Source organism: Lentilactobacillus rapi DSM 19907 = JCM 15042 (assembly GCF_001436255.1).
Taxonomy (GTDB): domain Bacteria; phylum Bacillota; class Bacilli; order Lactobacillales; family Lactobacillaceae; genus Lentilactobacillus; species Lentilactobacillus rapi.
Genome location: NZ_AZEI01000076.1, coordinates 279376 through 299873 on the forward strand (window position 1 = coordinate 279376; position 20498 = coordinate 299873).

Annotated in this window: 16 protein-coding genes; all 16 read right to left on the bottom strand. The window is 42.5% G+C overall.

Annotated elements, in window-relative coordinates; all coding sequences use genetic code 11:
- Window positions 1–110 precede the first annotated feature (110 nt).
- The 16 genes from dnaK to FD12_RS09575 all read right to left on the bottom strand — a co-directional run bounded on the left by dnaK (window position 111) and on the right by FD12_RS09575 (window position 20465).
- Window positions 111–1982, bottom strand: coding sequence for a molecular chaperone DnaK (dnaK, locus tag FD12_RS09500; RefSeq protein WP_056982847.1), 1872 nt, complete (start codon window positions 1980–1982; stop codon window positions 111–113).
- Between the two features lie 27 nt (window positions 1983–2009).
- On the bottom strand, window positions 2010–2615 hold the full coding sequence (grpE, locus tag FD12_RS09505; RefSeq protein ID WP_056982849.1) for a nucleotide exchange factor GrpE: 606 nt from the start codon (window positions 2613–2615) through the stop codon (window positions 2010–2012).
- Between the two features lie 34 nt (window positions 2616–2649).
- A complete protein-coding gene (gene hrcA, locus FD12_RS09510; protein ID WP_056983129.1) occupies window positions 2650–3693 on the bottom strand; it encodes a heat-inducible transcriptional repressor HrcA in 1044 nt (347 codons plus the stop codon).
- A 125-nt stretch (window positions 3694–3818) separates the two neighbouring features.
- Window positions 3819–4775: a riboflavin biosynthesis protein RibF gene (gene ribF / locus FD12_RS09515; RefSeq protein ID WP_054746593.1), complete on the bottom strand. Its 957-nt coding sequence runs from the start codon at window positions 4773–4775 to the stop codon at window positions 3819–3821.
- 21 nt (window positions 4776–4796) lie between these two features.
- Window positions 4797–5702 (bottom strand): tRNA pseudouridine(55) synthase TruB, encoded by a 906-nt coding sequence (truB, locus tag FD12_RS09520; protein WP_056982851.1) that lies wholly within the window; start codon window positions 5700–5702, stop codon window positions 4797–4799.
- Window positions 5703–5906: 204 nt separating this feature from the next.
- On the bottom strand, window positions 5907–6260 hold the full coding sequence (gene rbfA, locus FD12_RS09525) for a 30S ribosome-binding factor RbfA (RefSeq protein WP_054746592.1): 354 nt from the start codon (window positions 6258–6260) through the stop codon (window positions 5907–5909).
- Between the two features lie 15 nt (window positions 6261–6275).
- Entirely contained in the window at window positions 6276–8855 is a 2580-nt protein-coding gene (gene infB, locus FD12_RS09530; RefSeq protein WP_056982853.1) for a translation initiation factor IF-2, read from the bottom strand.
- Between the two features lie 4 nt (window positions 8856–8859).
- Window positions 8860–9177, bottom strand: a complete 318-nt coding sequence (locus tag FD12_RS09535) for a L7Ae/L30e/S12e/Gadd45 family ribosomal protein (RefSeq protein WP_056982855.1) — start codon at window positions 9175–9177, stop codon at window positions 8860–8862.
- The gene (gene rnpM, locus FD12_RS09540) at window positions 9167–9466 is read right to left on the bottom strand and encodes an RNase P modulator RnpM (RefSeq protein WP_056982856.1); all 300 of its coding nucleotides are present in this window, start codon (window positions 9464–9466) and stop codon (window positions 9167–9169) included. The genes FD12_RS09535 and rnpM overlap by 11 nt, the downstream gene beginning before the upstream one ends.
- Window positions 9467–9484: 18 nt before the next feature.
- The gene (gene nusA / locus FD12_RS09545; RefSeq protein ID WP_054746591.1) at window positions 9485–10687 is read right to left on the bottom strand and encodes a transcription termination factor NusA; all 1203 of its coding nucleotides are present in this window, start codon (window positions 10685–10687) and stop codon (window positions 9485–9487) included.
- An 18-nt stretch (window positions 10688–10705) separates the two neighbouring features.
- Window positions 10706–11179, bottom strand: a complete 474-nt coding sequence (rimP, locus tag FD12_RS09550) for a ribosome maturation factor RimP (protein ID WP_054746590.1) — start codon at window positions 11177–11179, stop codon at window positions 10706–10708.
- Between the two features lie 124 nt (window positions 11180–11303).
- Window positions 11304–15620: a PolC-type DNA polymerase III gene (locus tag FD12_RS09555; protein ID WP_146985851.1), complete on the bottom strand. Its 4317-nt coding sequence runs from the start codon at window positions 15618–15620 to the stop codon at window positions 11304–11306.
- 242 nt (window positions 15621–15862) lie between these two features.
- Entirely contained in the window at window positions 15863–17572 is a 1710-nt protein-coding gene (locus FD12_RS09560) for a proline--tRNA ligase (RefSeq protein WP_056982858.1), read from the bottom strand.
- A 34-nt stretch (window positions 17573–17606) separates the two neighbouring features.
- Window positions 17607–18881, bottom strand: a complete 1275-nt coding sequence (gene rseP, locus FD12_RS09565) for an RIP metalloprotease RseP (protein ID WP_054746589.1) — start codon at window positions 18879–18881, stop codon at window positions 17607–17609.
- A gap of 21 nt (window positions 18882–18902) precedes the next feature.
- On the bottom strand, window positions 18903–19691 hold the full coding sequence (locus FD12_RS09570) for a phosphatidate cytidylyltransferase (RefSeq protein ID WP_056982859.1): 789 nt from the start codon (window positions 19689–19691) through the stop codon (window positions 18903–18905).
- Between the two features lie 12 nt (window positions 19692–19703).
- Window positions 19704–20465 carry an isoprenyl transferase gene (locus FD12_RS09575; protein ID WP_056982860.1) on the bottom strand — a complete coding sequence of 254 codons (762 nt, stop codon included), beginning with the start codon at window positions 20463–20465 and terminating at the stop codon, window positions 19704–19706.
- Window positions 20466–20498: the final 33 nt, after the last annotated feature.

Below are 20498 nucleotides of genomic sequence, written 5' to 3' on the forward strand. Positions count from 1 at the left end.
AGAAACTCCCATCTTCAATCAATTGTTTATCCTTGATAGAATACCATATTTTAACAAAAAGCCAAAGCCAGATTGGCCTTGACTTCTCGTCTAAATAACAATCTCAAAGATTATTTTTTATCATCGTGAACTTCATGGAAGTCGCCGTCAACGGTACCGTCGCCGCCTTTACCATCATCTTTGTTATCATCAGATGACCCTTGCGAACCGGTTTGAGCACCCTGAGCACCGCCATCTTTTGGCGCTTGTTGTTGATATAACTTAACGGCAAGGTCTTGGACGATCTTGTTCAAATCGTCTTTCTTAGCCTTCATGTCGTCAACGTTATTGTCTTCCTTAGCTTTCTTAAGTGCATCGCGGGCATCTTCGGCCTTCTTAATTTCGTCATCGGAAACCTTACCTTTGACTTCCTTAAGGGTCTTGTCAGTCTGGAAGAGTAATTGGTCAACTTCGTTATTGAGATCAGCAGATTCCTTACGTTGCTTATCTGCCTCTTCGTTTTCCTTGGCTTCCTTCATCATCTTCTTGATTTCATCATCGGAAAGACCTGATGAATCTTTGATGGTAATCTTTTGTTCCTTACCAGTTCCCTTATCCTTGGCAGAAACGTTCACAATTCCGTTCTTGTCAATGTCAAAGGTAACTTCAATTTGAGGAACACCTCTAGGGGCAGCAGGAATATCAGTCAACTGGAATTGACCCAGTGTCTTGTCATCGGCAGCCATTGGTCGTTCACCTTGAAGAACATGAATATCTACGGCTGGTTGATTATCGGCAGCAGTTGAGAAGACCTGTGACTTACTAGTTGGAATAGTTGTATTCCGATCAATTAACTTAGTGAAGACCCCACCCATGGTTTCAATACCAAGTGACAATGGGGTAACATCAAGCAAAACAACATCCTTAACATCACCAGTAATCACACCACCTTGAACAGCAGCCCCCAAGGCAACCGCTTCATCAGGGTTAATTGAGTGATTAGATTCCTTACCAGTCCATGACTTAACGGCTTCTTGAACGGCTGGGATTCGAGTTGAACCACCATTTAAGATCACTTGATCGATGTCTGAAGTTTGTAATCCGGCATCCTTCAGAGCATTGTCAAATGGCACCTTGGTCTTTGCAACCAAGTCAGAGGTCAATTCGTTGAACTTTGCACGAGTCAAAGTTGTTTGCAAATGCAATGGACCGTTATCGCCAGCTGAAATAAATGGCAGGCTAATTTCGGATTCAGTCACACCTGACAAGTCCTTCTTAGCCTTTTCGGCAGCATCCTTCAAACGTTGAAGTGCCATCTTATCCTTAGAAAGATCAACTCCATTTTCTTTCTTGAAGTTATCAACCAACCAATCAATAATCCGTTGATCAAAGTCATCCCCACCAAGGTGAGTATCACCATTAGTTGAAAGTACTTGGAAAACACCATCACCTAATTCAAGGATGGAAACATCAAAAGTACCACCACCTAAGTCGTAAACTAAGATCTTTTCATCTTTGTCTTGCTTATCAAGGCCGTAAGCCAAAGCTGCAGCAGTTGGTTCGTTGATGATTCGCTTAACATTTAAACCGGCAATCTTTCCAGCATCCTTGGTTGCCTGACGTTGGGCATCATTAAAGTAGGCAGGAACAGTGATAACAGCATCTGTCACTTTGTCACCCAAATAATTTTCAGCGAAATCTTTAATATACTGCAAAATCATTGCTGAAATTTGCTGTGGTGTATATTTTTTGCCTTCGATATCAACTGTATAACCTTGTTCACCCATATGACTCTTGATTGACCGAACAGTGTTAGGATTGGTAATCTCTTGACGCTTAGCAACTTCACCAACCTGAGGCTTGCCATCTTTAAATGCCACAACAGATGGTGTGGTTCGGGCTCCTTCAGGGTTTGCAATGATTTTAGGCTCGCTGCCTTCCAATACGGCAACGGCTGAGTTAGTGGTACCTAAATCAATACCGATAATTTTATTACTTGCCATAGATAATCCTCTTTTTCTTTTAAAGATTTATTTTGCTACAACAACCATTGCTGGTCGTAAAACGCGGTCCTTCAAACGGTAACCGTCCTGAAGAACTTGAACAACCGTTTCAGCAGGATGATCATCATCCGCATCTGCAGTCTGGATAGCCTGTTCAAACTTTGGATCAAATGGTTTATTCAGGGCGTCAACAACCTCCACGCCATTATCCTTGAGCGCTTTGTTAAGATGCTCATAAACCATCGATACACCCTTTTTGAGTTGTTTACCATTGTCGTCAGTGACTTCAACAGCAAGTGCTCGTTGTAAATTATCAACAATTGGTAGGATGTCATGAGCCAACTGCTGGCCATCGTACTTAATTAAATCAGCTTGTTCTTTTTTGGCGTGATTCTGAATATTTTTCATATCAGCTTCAGCACGAAGATATCGATTTTCCATATCATCAAGCTTTTTTTGAAGTTGAACAACTGTCTGCTTCAACTTGGTAACATCTTCAGCATTCTTATTGGAATGGTCAGCCACAACCTTTTTTTCATGATCATTTTTTGACTGATCTTTGGGCTGGGCAGCCGACTGTTTCTTTGGCTGATCCTGCTTCTTATCCAGTGATTCTTCCTTATTCTCTGCCAAACAATCGCCTCCTTAGGTTGCCAAATCGTTGGCATTAGTCCTGGTCATCATCATAGTAGCCGAGAAGCTTCTTAGTCAGTTCCTCTCGTAAAGCACCAACTATGCCAATAACCTTTGAATACGGCATCCTTGTCGGCCCAACGACCGCAATGACCCCGTGTCCATACTCCTTTAAATCATAAGTTCCGGTGATTATACTGTAATCTTTTAACAGATCGTTTCGCAATTCGCCACCAATTCGAACCTGAACATCGTTAGACTTGGTATTAATGATTTTTTGTACCGTGTCCTCGGTTCCGAGCAAGTTGTAAAGAGGCTTCAAACGATCAACATCTTGACGCTCGACAAATCGCAGCAAGTTCAATTCACCATCAACGTGAACTTTGTCCTTACCGGCTTCGTTAAGCATCTCACCAAATATCTTCAAAAATCCTTCAGGAGTTTGAATATACTTGGTCATGAGCATTGGAATGTCGAACTTGAGTTTCTCTAAAACCTGTCGCAACGGCTTGCCAACCAATTCAGAATTAATAATGTTAACAATCGTTTCCAGCTGCTCAGACGATACGTTTGCCAGACGGAAAATCTTATTCACAACATGACCGTTATTCGTGACGATAATTGCCATCACCTGTCGGTCATCAAGCTTCACAAGTCGAAAGCCACCCAGCGTCACATCATCGCCCGATTCTGGATTGAAGGTTAACGCCATATAATTGGTTAAATCAGACAAAACCTTCGCGGATTCTTGGACGATCTCATCAATTCTATTAAACTCACTGTTAAAAGAACTCTTAATCAAATCTTCGGCACTATCATCAAGTGGATCCGGTTCAACCAAGTTATCCACATAATACCGATAACCTTCAATGGACGGTACCCGGCCTGATGAAAAATGTGTCTTAGTAATCAAGCCCTTTGATTCAAGTGCAGCCATATCGTTTCTAACCGTCGCGGAACTGACATGGGTTGGAAACTCTGAAGCTAATGCCTTGGAACCAACTGGCATTCCCGTTCTTGTATAATCACGAATGATTATTTGAAGAATATTTTTTTGCCTATCCGTTAACACCAGAATCACCTCTTTTTAGCACTCAATATATTCGAGTGCTAAGGCACATTTATAATTTAACAAACCACTCCACATTAGTCAAGGAATTATGGTCGATTTTTAGCATTATTTTGTTTTGAGTGCTAATTGTGCTAATTCAAACTCTCGGGATGGTCTTTGAGATATTGACGGGTTTCGTTGGCATCCTGATCGAGTTGGTTGATTAATTGCTCTGGTGTCTGGAATTTAATCTCATCTCGCAGATAATGCAGCCAATCAACTGTCACAATTTCGCCGTAAATATTTTGATCGAAGTCCAATAAGTTGATTTCAACGGTCATCGGATGAACATCTGAGAAAGTAACATTCTTGCCGATTGAAGCCATTCCAAGGTATTTTTCCCCGGCAATCGCCACGGTCACAACATAGATCCCAATGCGCGGTAACCACTGATATTCTGAATGCTCAACGTTGGCAGTGGGATAACCCAATAAACGGCCACGTTCCTCACCGTGGACGATCACCCCTTTTGTTTGAAACGGCCGACCAAGCAACCCATTAACTTCATCGACATTACCGGAATCCAACTCAATTCGAATTCTGGTAGAGCTGACCTTTTTCCCATCGCTATCAACTGGAGGAACGGTAATGACTTTGAATTTCCCGTTGGCATACTTCGGGAGATTTTCCATCGTGGCAGTTTGTTTATCACCGTATGTATGGTCAAATCCAGCAACGACAGCAACGGCATTAAAACGCTCAATAAAGTTCGTCACAAATTGGGCTGGCGTCTGGCTTTGAAATGCATAAGAATAGTTAACCAGAAAGACTTGGTCAACCCCAAATTCTTCAAACAACTGCATCTTGTAGTCGAGTAGCGTCAAATAACGTTTCTCATGAGCTGCCATTTTTTTATAAACTAAAGCAGGGTGATGATCATAAGTGAGAACTGCAAATTTAGCTCCCACTTTTTCTGCCTCTACTTTGGCGCGTCGAAGCACCTCCTGATGCCCCTTGTGAAAGCCATCAAACAACCCCATTGCAACGACTGTCTTGCCTTCGACATGAAAGGAATCGGCTAGTGGATAATGAAGTTTAGATATTTTCATAATTAGTTACACCTTCTTAATTTACGCGATAAACATTTTATAGGGACGATACTTCGTAAGCTCAAGATCAAATTTGTATAAGGCTTTAACTGCTCCCATGTAGGTTAAACAAACAACGGGATCATGATCAGGATTGATAGATTGATCCAGAAAGCCACCATGGGAAACAATTTCCCAACGGCTCTCATCGAGTTTATATTGAGGATAACTGGCTAAGGCCTCTGCCAGTGGCCGAAAGATTGTTTCCAAATTGTCACTGTCAACTGCCGTTTGAACCTCTTTCAAAGTAACACACTGGGAAATATCAAAGCCACCGCTCTTAATCCGGGTTAAATTCGTCATCACTGAGGGGACATTGATTAGTTTGCCGAAATCTACTGCAAGGGTCCTCACATAAGTTCCTTTTGAACAACCAACTTCAAAATAAATCGTCTGGGTCTGCTTTTCCGGATCATAAGTGGCCGGTTTAAGTTGTTTAAAATAATCAATGTGAATTGGCCGAGGGTCACGGTCAATTGTTAATCCTTTACGGGCATATTCATACAACTTATGACCATTCACTTTAACTGCGGAATACATTGGTGGCACTTGCATGATATCGCCTGTTAATTTTGCCAAGACATCATCAATCTGGGAAGATGTTAACGGAGATTCAATCGGCTGTTGCGCAATCAATGTTCCATCCAAATCCTCAGTATCGTAGGCCATCCCTAGCGTAATTTCGCCTTGGTAGACTTTACCTGATTGCATCATCAGTTCACTAATTTTAGTTGCCTGACCAATACAAATAGGCAGAACCCCATCAACATTTGGATCCAAAGTACCAGTGTGCCCAACTTTTTTCGTGTGTAAAATTTTTCGTAATGAGCTCACACATTCATGACTCGTCATTCCGCGTTCTTTATATAAAGCAATTACGCCATCCATTGTTTTTCTCCTAATAAAATCATGTAGTAAAATTATATCATAAAAATCAGCATGGGTAATAGTGGGTTTTGCCCTTACTGTCATCCTATTAACATGGTGAAAACTGTCATTAACGACATAAGAGCTCCTGAACTAAATCCCCAAATCAGGGGTTTAATTCAGGAGCTCTTATGTAACCGCAAGACGTTTTTCTCCAGACACTTCTTATTCGCCTTGTTGCTTCAATTTATTAATCAATTGGTCAATCTTATCACCATATTGAACTGAACTATCCAGTTCAAACTTAATTTCAGGTGTTTTGTAAATACTCAATCGATGTCCCAACTCGCCACGAATCAGCCCAGCGGCCTTTTCAAGCCCTGTCTGAGTTGTCTGTTCGTCCTCCGATTTATCGGAGAGAATACTATAATAGATCGTTGCTTGCTGAAGATCACCGGTTACCTCGACTCCAGTCAAAGTCACTCCCTGTACTCGAGGATCCCGGACTCGTTTGAGCAAGATATCGTTAACTTCTTTTTGAATTTCTTGTTCCAATCGACCAACGCGATAATGAGCCATGAAAACACCTCCGAATTACTTAACAGGAACTTCCTTCATCACATAGGCCTCGATCACGTCGCCGACCTTGATATCGTTATAGTCCTTGATTGTTAAACCAAGTTCAAATCCTTGTTTAACTTCATTCACATCATCTTTAAAGCGTTTCAGACTGTTCAATTCACCAGTGTAAACAACGACACCGTCCCGAATTAGACGAACCTTACTGTTCTTCTCAACGAAACCGTCAACAACCATTCCACCAGCAATTGTTCCGACTTTGGAAGCCTTAAAGATATCACGAACTTCAACTTGACCGGTAACTTCCTCCTTGTAAGTAGGGGCAAGCATCCCTTTCATAGCTGATTCCACCTCATCAATTGCATTGTAGATCACTTGATGAAGACGAATGTCAACGTGGTCACTTTCAGCTTGTGATTTAGCTTGAGGCGTTGGTCGAACATTAAAGCCAATGATGATCGCATTACTTGCTTCAGCCAAAGCGACATCACTTTCATTAATCGCCCCAACAGCCGCATGAATAATGTTGACTTTCACGCCTTTGACCTCAATCTTTTGAAGACTGTTGGAAAGTGCCTCAACGGAACCTTGAACATCGGCTTTAATCACAATGTCAACTTCCTTCATTTCCCCTTCTTTGAGGGAATCAAACAAGCTATCCAAGGTTACTCGGGTGGTCTTTCGACGCTCTTCAACTTGAGCTTCTTTAGCACGTTCCTCACCAACTGAACGAGCGGTCTTCTCATCTGCAAAGACGACGAATCGATCACCAGCTTCTGGCACGTCGTTTAATCCGGTAATGGAAACTGGTGTAGCTGGGGTGGCCTTCTTCAGATCCCGTCCCCGTTCGTTCGTCATTGTCCGAACTCGACCGAAAGTATTACCAACAACAATTGGATCACCAACCCGCAACGTTCCTTGCTGAACAAGTAGGGTTGCAACTGGTCCTTGGCCTTGATCCAGTCGAGCTTCAATTACAGAACCTGCGCCTGGTTGATCAGGGTTGGCCTTCAATTCAAGCATTTCAGCTTCAAGAATGATCATATCAAGCAATTCATCAATATTCTTCCCAAACTTGGCAGAAATATTAACAAAAATAGTATTACCACCATTATCTTCTGGGATAAGGCCATACTGCATCAATTGATCAGTCACATGCTGTGGATTAGCATCCGGCTTATCAATTTTGTTAATGGCAACGATAATTGGTGTCTTAGCTGCCTTTGCATGGTTAATCGCTTCAATTGTTTGAGGCATCACCCCATCATCGGCCGCAACCACCAAAACAGTGATATCGGTGATGTTAGCACCACGGGCTCGCATTTCAGTAAATGCGGCATGTCCAGGGGTATCCAAGAAGGTGATCAAGTTATCGCCGTGGCGAACTTGGTAAGCACCAATTGCTTGAGTAATTCCACCAGCTTCGCCAGCAGTGATATGCGAATGACGCAAATGATCAAGTAAAGTGGTCTTACCATGATCAACGTGACCCATTATTGTCACAACGGCTGGCCGTGATACCTGATTATCCGTGTTGGCTTCTTCTTTTTCAAAGATTTTATCCAAGTTGGATAGATCTTGATGAACCTTTTCTTGAGCTTCAATTCCATAATCAGCTGCGAGAATTTCAATTGTATCCTTATCAAGTGATTGGTTTTGGTTAACCATCACACCAAGCATGAACAACTTTTTAACAATCTCAGCTGGTTCCCGATGCAAAATCTTACCAAGATCTTGGGCATTCATCCCATCTTGATATTCAAGCACCTTTGGTAATGGCCGTTCCTTACGTTCTGGAGCACCATGATGTTCAACTTCACGCAATCGTTGATTCTTTTGCTTCCGTTGCTTTTTATTGCGCTTCTTATTGAACTTTCTAGAACCGCCGCGATTGTTATTGTTATTACGGTTCAAACTACCGCCAAATCGACCGCTTCCAGTATTTCGATGGGCATTATTTGAATGCGCATTGCCACTGTTACTGCTGGTCCGATTGTTAGACGAGCTTGTGTTTGAAGCTGCGGGCCGAGATGTCCGCGTCGTGTTGTTACTGTTGTTATTATGATTGTTTGTATTATTGTTACGTAAATTGCTATGGTTCTGGTTTTGATTGCGACTGTTTTGATTACCGCCGTTATGATTCCCACTGTTGTTAGAGCTTGAGTGGTTCGCATTATTATTGCGATGCGTATCATTATGAGCCGCATTATTAGTGTGCTGGGCTGAATTACTGTGATTTGTCCGGGCACTTTGATGTTGGTCACGAGAATTGTGATTCCCATTTCTAGAATCGCTATTCCGATTGTTTGGCCGACTTGCAGTGTGGCTTGAACTGCTGGTTGTCGAATGCGTTTCATTAGGCTTCTTGGCTACATGAGAAGTTGCATGTTGTGACTTGTTTTGTTGTGGTCTAGCAGAGTGACTAGTCGCACTTGCACCTTTGCTAAACATCTTTCTGATTTGCTTTTCTTGGTTATCATCAACGGTTGACATATGGTTTTTAATTGTAAATCCTTCTTTGTCAGCGCGATCGACGATTTGTTTACTGGAGACATTGAGTTCTTTAGCTAATTCATAAATCCGCTTTTTCCCCATATCATCACTCTCCCTTATTGTTATCGGTTAATTCAACCAATTTTTTTGCCATACCCCGATCGGAAATTCCGATGATTGTACGTTTCATACCAATTGCATCACTCAGCACTGCTTTAGTGTACATGGTATTGACGGGGACATGATAGTAATTAGACTTATCTGTAAATTTTTTTTGAGTTGCCTGGCCGGTATCTGAAGCGATAAACAGGAAATGAACTTTGCCATTTCGAATTTCAGATAATAATTTATCTTGTCCAGAAACAATTTTGCTGGCTCTTCTGGCAATTCCAATAAAATTTAAAATTGCTTGCTTATTGTCCATTCTCAAACAACTCTTTTCGAGCCTGTTTATGATCAACGTAGGCAATTAGTTCATCGTAGAAGTTTTCATCCAGTTTTGTAGAAAATACTTTTTCAAAAGTATGTTCTGCCTTGGCCTTCTTCGCAATGTCGACATTAATGGAAATGTAAGCACCTCTACCGGATTTCTTACCAGTTTCATCAATGGAAACCTGACCGTCTGAATCTCGAACAATCCGAACTAATTCTTTTTTAGGAGCCATTTCTCCAGTGACGATGTCTTTTCTCATTGGAATCTTTCGCTTTTTCATACAATCGCCTCCTAAAAATTAGTCTTCATCAGATTGATCAGAATCCGGATCATTTGGATTTGTCACTGATGCTTCTGCAGAATCCTCGTCAGTTGATGGGTCAACTGAATCATCGGTTGAATCGGTTGAATCATCAACCGGATCATCTGAATCATCGGCTGCGGCTTGGCGCTGGTCCATCAATTCTTTGGCTTCTGTTTCAGATTTAATATCAATCTTAAATCCAGTCAATTTAGCAGCCAACCGAGCATTTTGCCCCTTCTTACCAATTGCTAATGATAACTGATAATCCGGAACAATGACCGTACATGCCCGATCATTATCCTCATCGAAGATCACATCAACCACTTCAGCAGGATTCAAGGCATTGGCAATGTATGACGCATCGTCTTCATCCCATTCTACGATATCCATATTTTCGCCGTGTAGTTCGTTCACAATTGTCTGCACTCGTTGCCCACGGGGGCCAACAGCTGTTCCGACTGGATCGATATCCGAACTATTTGAGCGAACGGCTACTTTAGCTCGATCCCCAGCCTCTCTTGCAATTGAAACAATCTCCACAGTACCATCATAAATCTCTGGGACTTCTTGTTCAAATAAACGTTTTAACATTCCGGAGGCAGTCCGGCTCACAAAGACTTGTGGCCCCTTGGTGGCATTCTCAACCTTCGTTACATAGACCTTAATCCGGTCCTGTGGCCGATACACTTCATTTGGCATCTGATCTTTGACACCCATAACGGCTTCCACTTTACCCAGGTTAACGTATACGAAACGGGTGTCCTGACGTTCAACGGTTCCAGTGACCAATTCGTCCATGTACTTGGAATACTCGTCAAAGACGTTCTCACGTTCAGCTTCACGAACCCGTTGCATGATCACTTGTTTTGCGGTCTGAGCAGCAATTCGACCAAAGTTCTTTGGCGTCACCTCAAACTTTATTTCATCGCCCAGTTCGTAACCCTTATTGATTTGAAGGGCGTCATCCAAGGTCACTTGAAGTTGATCGTTCACAACGTCTTCCACAACGGTTTTAACAGAATAGACGTGCATTTCACCCTTTGTTTCATCAAAGTCAACTTCGACGTTCTGAGACTGACCGTAGTTTCGCTTGTACGCAGAAACAAGGGCCGCTTTCAAGGCGTCGATCACAACCTCTTTCTTGATACCCTTCTCTTCTTCAAGTGCAGAAAGGGCACCCAAAAGTTCTTTACTCATTTTTATTGTCTCCTTTAGCTAAAATTTAATCGCCAACCGAGCCTTAGCAACTAAATCACGGGGAACTTTCAAAGTTGGGTTCTTGCCCCATTTGTCGTTTTCCATGATCAATTGATCGTCATCAACAGCTGTCAGCGTTCCTTCAAATGACTTGCTGCCATTTAAATTCTTATAAAGTGACACATTGATGTACTCGCCGATTGCCTGTTTAAGCTCTTCTTCATTACGAAGCGGCCGTTCTGCACCTGGCGATGATACTTCCAAGAAATAAGCTTGGGGTATCGGATCTGGATCCAGGGCATCTAATTTTTCACTTAATTCATCACTCACGACAACACAATCGTCAATTGTGACGCCGCCGGGCTTATCAATATAAACCCGAAGGTACCAACCGCCTTTTTCTTTTACAAACTCAACATCGAATAAGTAAAATGAATGTTCATCTAAAATTGGTTTGACGACCTGCTTCACCGTTTCAACAACATTGCTCAAAAAAAGGCCTCCTAAAAATTATCCATTAAAAAGAGCGAGCATTTCTGCTCACTCCTTGCAAGTTATTTAGTAAATCAAGTATAACATATCGCTGAAAATATTACAAACGCGACTATTAACCCCGTTACATCATATCAAAAAGGCTGAGTTGATTTTCATCAGGGAGACCATCTAATACATGATTTTCAGTCATAAAGTCAATCAAGGTTTTGGATACTTTCCCCCGTTTAGACAAGTCTTCCTTAGACAGGAATGGCTTATCTTCTCGAGCGGCCACAATCTGTTTGGCAACGTTGAGACCGAGCCCCGGAACAGAATTAAACGGGGCAATTAACGTATCACCATCAATCAACCACTGGCTGGCATCCGATTTGCTTAAATCGACCATCTGGAATTGATATCCCCGTTCAAGCATCTCATTTGCAAGCTCCAGAACCGTTAACAGATTCTTTTCCTTGGTCGAAGCTTCCATCCCTTTATCATTAATCTGCCGCATTGCATTCTTAACGGCTTCCTTACCACGGCACATCGAAACAATGTCGAAATCATCAGCCCGAACTGAGAAGTAAGCAGCGTAGTAAATCATTGGGAAATAGACTTTGAAGTAAGCAATTCGAAGCGCCATCAGAATATAAGCAGCCGCATGAGCTCGTGGGAACATGTACTTGATCTTTAGACAGGATTGAATATACCAGTCGGGAATTTTGGCTTTCTTCATTTCTGCTTGCCAATCATCTGGAATTCCCCGGCCATGCCGAACACTTTCCATAATCTGGAAGGATAATTCAGAATCCAGGCCCCAATTAATCAAATCGGTCATAATGTTATCCCGGCAGCCGATCACATTGGCAATCGTTGCCGTCCCGTTCTTGATCAACTCGTCAGCATTGCCCATCCACACGTCAGTTCCGTGAGACAAACCAGAAATTTGAAGCAACTCTGAATAATTACTTGGATGAGTTTGTTCAAGCATCCCCCGAACAAACCGCGTTCCAAATTCCGGCACTCCCAACGTTCCAGTCTTGGATTGGATCTGGTCCTCTGTTACGCCCAATACCTTAGGACTTGAAAAGATTGACATGACGCCAGGATCATCCATTGGAATTGTTTTTGGATTAATGCCAGATAAATCTTGAAGCATTCGAATCATCGTCGGATCATCATGACCCAGAATATCGATTTTTAAAATATTGTCATGGATCGAATGGAAATCAAAGTGGGTCGTTTTCCATGCAGCATCTTGGTCATCAGCGGGATATTGAATGGGCGTAAAGTCGTAAATATCCATATAATCCGGCACAACGATAATCCCAGCTGGATGTTGGCCAGTTGTCCGCTTAACACCAGTTGCGCCTTTTGCAAGCCGATCTTCCTCAGCTTGTCGGTAAACTTTACCCTTGTCCCGCTCATAGGCTTTCACGTATCCATAAGCAGTCTTATCAGCAACCGTCCCGATCGTTCCGGCACGGAATACGTTCTTCTCACCGAACAGCACCTTAGTATAATTATGAGCAATTGGTTGATAGTCACCAGAGAAGTTCAAATCAATATCTGGAACCTTATTTCCTGTGAATCCCAAGAAAGTTTCAAACGGAATATTGTGGCCATCGCCAATCATTAAGGTGCCGCATTCTGGACACTTCTTCCGGGGTAAATCATAGCCTGAACTATATTCGCCCTTTGTGAAGAACTCTGTGTGGCGACAATTTGGACAACGATAATGGGGTTGCAATGGATTTACTTCGGTAATTCCTGTCAGTGTCGCCACCAGACTTGACCCAACAGATCCCCGTGACCCAACCAAATACCCATCTTTGTTACTTTTGGCAACCAGTCGTTGAGCAATTAAATAAATAACGGAAAATCCGTTGCCGATGATACTTTTCAGTTCTTTATCCAAACGATCAGACACAATTTTAGGCAACGGATCACCATACCACTCGTGAGCAGTATTCATGGTCCGGGTCTTAATCTCGTCTTCGGCACCCTCCATTCGAGGCGTGTAGAGCTTATCTTTTAATGGATGGATATCATCAATCTCATCAGCGATTTTATTTGTGTTGGTGACAACGATTTCTTCTGCCTTGTCCGCACCAAGAAAGCCAAAGTCACCTAACATTTCGTCAGTCGTTAGGAAATGCAAATCTGGCAGCTCCTGGCGATTCAGCGGATTGGCGCCACCTTGAGAATTAATCAGAATTTTTCGATAAATATAGTCCTGCGGATTAAGATAGTGAACATCTCCGGTAGCAACCACTGGTTTACCCAGTTCATCGCCAAGTTTCACAATGTTAGAAATGATTTCCTCTAAGTTATCTTCATCAGCAATCAATCTAGATTCAATCAGTGGTGCATAAGCCCGTCTTGGCTGAACTTCAAGATAGTCATAGAATTGGGCCTTCTGGCGAGCCTCATCCATCCCTTTTTGCATCATCGCGGTGAAAACTTCTCCTGATGAACAAGCGGAGCCTACGATGATCCCGTCACGGTATTTTTCAAGTTGGCTTCGAGGAACCCGAGGAACTCGGTGGAAATATTGAACGTTGGAAAGTGAAACGATTTTAAACATATTCTTCAATCCCGCTTGAGTTTGGGCAAGCAAAATTGCGTGGGACGGGCGCGCGTGACGATAGGCGTCATTATCCGTCATATGCTCGTTTAATTGGTCATGATAGACAATCCCATAACGCTTTTCCGCGTCTTTTAAAAAGAGATAATTCAAATGACCGGTGGTTTCGGCATCATAGATCGCTCTATGGTGGTGCTCCAAGCTGACATCAAATTTCTTTGCCAAGGTGTTTAACCGATAACCCCGCATGTTAGGGTACAGGAATCGGGCAAGTGTCAGTGTATCAATGATGGGATTGGCCATCTCGTGCATGCCATGGCGAACATACCCCTTATTCATGAAGCCCATATCAAAAGTAACGTTATGGCCGACAACAATTGCATCGCCACAAAATTCTCTAAATAATTTGAAAACTTCTTCTTCGGATTTAGAACCGTGGACCATTTCATCGGTAATTGACGTCAGGTTTGTTGTCTGTTCAGAAAGATGAAAACCGGGATCAATGAACTCTTCAAATTGATCGATCACATTACTATTTTTCATTTTAACAGCTGATAATTCAATGACCCGGTCATACATGGCAGATAATCCCGTTGTTTCGGTATCAAAAATAACGTACGTTGCATCAAGTAACGGAATATGCTGATCATTGTAAGTAATCGGGACACCATCATCAACCAAATTAATTTCAACGCCATAAAGCATTTTAATATCATTTTTTTCGGCAGCATGAAAGGCATCTGGGAATCCTTGCACCGCGGCATGGTCCGTGATTGCAATGGCTTTGTGCCCCCATTTTTTAGCCTGCTTGGTAAAATCGGCGATGTTATTGGTGGCATCCATTTGACTCATTGACGTGTGGAGATGAAGCTCAACTCGCTTTTTATCGTCAGGCGCATTGTCTTGACGGGAAACCGTTTTGACGGGATTAATGTCATAAGCATTAAGGGTTAACTCATGAGAGTAATTATCTTCTTGAACATTCCCACGAACTTTGACCCAATCGCCTTCGTTAACCCCTTCAAACAAGGCTTCCTCACCCTTGTTAGAGAACTTCTTCACCTGAATAGAAGAGGTGTAATCAGTTATTTTTAGCATTAGTAACTGACGGCCAGAGCGCAACTCCCGAATTTCTTTGTTAAAGACATATCCGGAAACAACAATCGACCGTTCTTCTTCGGTAATCTCTTCCAACTGGGTGACTGGCAAATCATCCTTGATTTTTCGGCCAATCAAGCTTTTGGCTGAACCACCGCGCTTTGGTTTAGCAGCGTTAGTTTTTTGAATGGCTTCATTGGCTTTTTTGACCAACTCGGCATTGGCCGCCTCGTTTTTCTTCTTGAAGGCCTGAATATTCTGTTGAGACAAGCTTTCATCGACGATTGTATGAATTGTAAAGTCGGGGAAACCCGCCTGTTGATACATTTCCTCAATGGGTCCTAAGGCAGTGTTGGTCATGAAATCCTTGACAATGTCATTTTCGGCAATGAATTCAATTCGCGAATCAACAATTGAAGGATATTTATCTTCACACAATTCCTTGATTAAAGGCGAAGTGACTCCACTGTTAACCACGACCCACTGCCAATATTGCCGAAGCAGTTGTTCATTGAAATTGTTGTTGGCCGCTGAAATATTAAGCGAGACCTGAGCAATCTCGTCGAACGCAGACTTAAGGCGGGCATTGAAGTCTGTGAAGACTTCAAATGGTAAAATTCGGGGTGTTGTGATGTCAAACTGCCAACGATTACTTTTCTGATGGACTTCCAAACGATCAATTTTGGCACCGTCGAAGTACGGCATTTGGCCAGCTTGCGACCATTGAAGTTGTTGTAATAATTTATCAAATAATGCGTTCCGATCCAAACTCACGGCAGGTCCTCCTATAGTGGTGAAAAAGGCGATTGTCTTCTAAAATATCAGCAATAGAAAAGACTTTTTGTCCTGTTGCTGATACCTAATAACAGAAAGTAGTCGCCCAAATCACAATTTAGCAATCAAACAGTCAAACTTCCTCAAATAAAAGAGAAGACCAAGGACAAAACACAGCTTGCCCCAGCCTCCTCAAATTGAACTGATGACAATCAGTTACATACTAGAAGGTATATACGAGATTAGTCAAGATTCTTTAACAGTATTTTTATTGTATCACTTAATTCTTGGACTTTGCTTTCAACAGTTTCGCCGGTTTTACGAATTTTAATTTCGACAATCCCGTCTTCGGCTTTTTTACCAATGGTGATTCTCAATGGAATTCCCATCAAATCAGAGTCAGCAAATTTAACGCCAGCCCGTTCTTTACGGTCATCAACCAAGACTTCAAGGCCATTCTTGGTTAATTGATCCTCAATCTGGTTGGCCAAATCCATCTGAACCTGCTTTTTAGCGTTAATTGGAATAACGTGAACCACGTATGGGGCCACGGCAACTGGCCAAACAAGTCCGTTTTCGTCAGCGTTTTGTTCAGAGATTGCTGATAATAAACGACTGATTCCAATCCCATATGATCCCATGATAACCGGAACAGCTCGGCCATTTTCATCCAAAACATTGGCTTTTAGACTCTTTGAATATCTTGTACCAAGTTTAAAGATGTGACCAATTTCGATTCCCCGGGTGAACTTCAGCTTACCCTTGCCATCAGGTGACAGTTCGCCTTCCTTGATGGTGACAAAATCGTCCACTTCGTCGATCCGAAAATCACGGTCAGAATTGGCATTGATGTAATGATAGCCATCCTCATCGGCACCAACAACGGCATTCTTCATGTTAGCTACCCGTTGATCAGCAAGAATTTTAACGTCTTCGCCCACTCCAACTGGTCCCAATGAGCCGAAGTCTGCTCCGAGATATTTCTGAGCTTGTTCATCGGTTGCCAAATCAAGGAAATCAGCCTTGAGATAATTTTTAACCTTAACCTCATTCACGTCATAATCACCACGAACGAGTACCATAACCGGTTTTTCATCCGCAATATACAGCATCGACTTGATTGTTTTGGTTTCAGGAACTTTCAAAAAGTCGGCAACTTCTTGAATGGTTTTAGCATTGGGGGTTTCAACCTTCTTGATTGTTTCCTCGGCATCTGTATCTGGGGTCGCATCCACTTTGGATTTTGCCATTTCAAGGTTGGCAAAGTAATCGCTCTTGTCGGAATAAACAATCGTATCCTCACCAACAGCTGCCATTGCGGAGAATTCCTTGGAATCAGAGCCCCCCATTGCACCACCATCGCCAATAATGACCCGGTATTTCAAACCAATTCGATCAAAAATCGTCCGATAGGCTTTTTCCATTGCCTGATAGGCCTTGTCCAAGTCCTCTTCGTTAGTGGCAAAAGAATACGCATCCTTCATAATAAATTCCCGGCTACGGAGCAACCCATAACGAGGCCGGTTTTCATCCCGATATTTATTCTGAATTTGATAAAGGATCAGTGGTAACTGCTTATACGATTTAATTGAATCACGAATAAGCGCCGTGAATGTTTCCTCATGCGTTGGGCCTAAAATAAAATCGGTATCATGACGGTTCTTGAACTTAAAAAGTTCAGGCCCATATGTATCGTAACGGCCGGACTCTTTCCAGAGGTCAGCCGGTAAAATATCAGGCATCAGCATTTCGTGGGCAGATGTTTTTTCCATTTCCTCACGAACGATCGTTTCGATCTTGGTCAATACGCGGTAGGCAAGTGGCAAGTAGGCATACATTCCAGCTGAAACCTGACGGATATAGCCAGCCCGAACCAACATTCTGTGACTCAGGGCCTCTGCACCACTTGGGGTTTCTTTGAGGGTTGGCACCAAAATTTGTGATTGCTTCATCGAAAAAAGATCTCCTTTAAATTCTAATTGTTAATTAATGTAAGAAGTAACGCTCGATATCATTCCAAGTTACGAGAATCATAAGTAACATTAAAAATGCAAACCCAATCAAGGTCACAACTGTTTCGGTTGTCTGGGAAACAGGTTTGCGACGAATAGCCTCGATGATGTTCAGAACTAACTTACCACCATCTAACCCTGGAATTGGAATGAGATTAATAATCGCCAAGTTAAGAGATAGGAACGCCAAGAAATTCAAGACGCCACTCAATCCCATGGAAGCGGCCGTAGAAGTAGTTGCGAAAATTGCAACCGGGCCACCAAGATCATTCAAACTGAAGTGACCACTCACCATAGACCAAAGCGCCCCCAACAAGGTTTTACCCATCGACCAGGTTTTTGTGAAACCAGATAGGATTTTTGCTTTAAAACTTGTATCCATGGATTGGGTAACCCCAATAAAACCAGTCTTCTTGCCGTTGAGGGTTTGTGCCTTGGGCTTCATTGAGAGGGACTTATTCTGCCCATCACGATTGATCACAACTGAAATCTGTTTGTTTGGATTCGCACTAATTTGGACGGCCATCGCTTGCCAATCAGCGGTTTTGTGTCCATCAATCGACACGACCCGATCGCCTGATTTCATTCCCGCATCGCGCGCAACTGAATCATTTGGCATCACGTTGACTTTATTACTGTTTGAAGCAACGCCACCTTGAACAAAGCCAAGAATGGTATAAACCAAAATTGCCAAAATAAAGTTATTAAAGACTCCGGCGACATTTGTGAGCATTCGCTTCGGTAAAGGAGCCGATTGGAATTGAACATCTCGTGGTGCAATTTGAAGCTCGGTTCCATCCGTTTCAATAATTGTCGCGTCATGATCAACCGGATAGGACTTCACTTGCGACTCGTCCCCATTTTCGTATCCTTTAATATACAAGCCCGTGTCTAAATCAGTATTGGTAACGGTCAATGGGATCCCTTGAAACAAGGAATGCTTGTTACTGGTATTAATAGATGTAACGACGCCTTGATCATTCAATTGAAGTGTAACTGGAGTTCCAGGTTTTAATTCTTCTTCACCGTCATCACCCTCACCAGCCATGCGGACGTAACCGCCAAGCGGCAACAATCTCAAGGTAAACGTTGTGCTGTTTTTTCGGTAGTAGAACACTTTTGGCCCCATTCCAACCGAAAATTCCCGGACAAGGATTCCCGAGCGCTTAGCAGTAATAAAATGGCCAAACTCGTGAAAGATCACCAGAATACCAAAAACGATTATGAAGACAATAATTGTAGTTATCAAGTGACTCTTTCCTCCTAAAAACTAAATGATTCCGACTAAATGAAGCATTGGCAGGACAAACAATAGGCTGTCAAAGCGATCTAAAATCCCACCGTGCCCTGGAAGTATTTTACCAGAATCTTTCACCCCATAATAGCGCTTGAGTGCAGATTCGATCAAATCACCAAATTGACCCGCAATTGAAAGGAGAATTGTAATGATAATCATTTGCAATAGTGAATATCCAGAAACCGGGAAAAAGTAAATATAAATTGAACAGATAATTGTCGCAGCAATCGACCCATAGATTGAGCCTTCCCACGTTTTGTTAGGACTGATTCTCGGCGCCAATTTGTGTTTGCCAAACATTCGGCCAAAAATATAGGCACCACTATCAGTCGACCAAACGATGAATAAAGCATACAAGAGGACGGTCAGCGAAACAGCCCGTGCCAAAATAAAATAATGGAAGCCCATTCCGACATAGAGCATGCCCAATGCGATCACGCCGGCGTCATCGAACGTGAATAAGTTTTTGCTGAAGACGGTCAATAACAACAGCATCAACACAAACAAGAAGAAAACGAAGTTCTGTTCTACCTTGGCAGGTAAAATTGCTGTCCAAGTGTCCGGCAGGATCAGCACACTGACACCTAAATAAGCAATAATTGACTCGGCAGAAACCAGAATTCGTTTCTTCATGATTAGGACTTCAGAAACTGCCACAACTCCTAATGCCATTGCAGCGATATCAACCCACACGCCGCCCAATATGATAATTGGAATAAAAATGATTAACGCAACTACTGCTGTTATTACCCGTTGTCTCACAACTGTTCGCTCCTATTTACTATTATTGAGGCCACCAAAACGACGATCTCGTTGCTGGTACTCCTTAATCATTTGATTAAGGGTTACCCCATCAAAATCCGGCCATAACGTATCTGTAAAAACTAATTCACTATAGGCAATTTGCCAGAGAAGAAAGTTGGAAATCCGTTCCTCCCCACTCGTTCTGATCAGTAAATCCGGATCCTGAAAATCTCCCAAAAAACCGGTCATTAAATGACTCGAAATCATCTCATCATCAATTTTCTGAGGGTCAACTTTACCGGCTTTAGCCTCACTGGCAATCTGTTGAACCGCCAATTTAATATCTAAACGACTCCCATAGTTTAAAGCAAAATTCAAGATCATGCCAGTGCACTGACTGGTGTCTGCAATTGCATTCCGAACTGCCTGTTGGGTCTTGGGTGGTAATTGGTCAATCAGTCCCATCACCTTGACTTGAACATTATTTTCAATCAGCTCAGGAATAAAGTTATTGAAAAATTTAACTGGTAAGCTCATTAAGAAACTGACTTCATCAGAGGGACGTTTCCAGTTTTCGGTTGAAAACGCATAGAGTGTTAACACCTTCACTCCCAGCTTACTGGCAGCCTTGGTAACGGTTTTAACGGTTTCCATCCCCTGTTTATGACCTGCAATTCGTGGTAAATGACGTTTTTGAGCCCAACGACCATTCCCGTCCATGATGATGGCAACGTGATTGGGAATTCGGCTAGGATCTACTATTAACTTGTTTTGATTGATTTGCTTGGACATGGCACGCTCCTAAATTTGGTTGAGGGCAAAAAT

What these genes read in the sequence shown, in the direction of transcription:
- dnaK (WP_056982847.1), bottom strand. Translation starts at nt 1,982, where the DNA reads ATGGCAAGTAATAAAATTATCGGTATTGATTTAGGTACCACTAACTCA.
- ribF (WP_054746593.1), bottom strand. Translation starts at nt 4,775, where the DNA reads ATGAAAATATCTAAACTTCATTATCCACTAGCCGATTCCTTTCATGTC.
- truB (WP_056982851.1), bottom strand. Translation starts at nt 5,702, where the DNA reads ATGGATGGCGTAATTGCTTTATATAAAGAACGCGGAATGACGAGTCAT.
- rbfA (WP_054746592.1), bottom strand. Translation starts at nt 6,260, where the DNA reads ATGGCTCATTATCGCGTTGGTCGATTGGAACAAGAAATTCAAAAAGAA.
- infB (WP_056982853.1), bottom strand. Translation starts at nt 8,855, where the DNA reads ATGGGGAAAAAGCGGATTTATGAATTAGCTAAAGAACTCAATGTCTCC.
- FD12_RS09535 (WP_056982855.1), bottom strand. Translation starts at nt 9,177, where the DNA reads ATGGACAATAAGCAAGCAATTTTAAATTTTATTGGAATTGCCAGAAGA.
- rnpM (WP_056982856.1), bottom strand. Translation starts at nt 9,466, where the DNA reads ATGAAAAAGCGAAAGATTCCAATGAGAAAAGACATCGTCACTGGAGAA.
- nusA (WP_054746591.1), bottom strand. Translation starts at nt 10,687, where the DNA reads ATGAGTAAAGAACTTTTGGGTGCCCTTTCTGCACTTGAAGAAGAGAAG.
- FD12_RS09560 (WP_056982858.1), bottom strand. Translation starts at nt 17,572, where the DNA reads ATGAAGCAATCACAAATTTTGGTGCCAACCCTCAAAGAAACCCCAAGT.
- FD12_RS09575 (WP_056982860.1), bottom strand. Translation starts at nt 20,465, where the DNA reads ATGTCCAAGCAAATCAATCAAAACAAGTTAATAGTAGATCCTAGCCGA.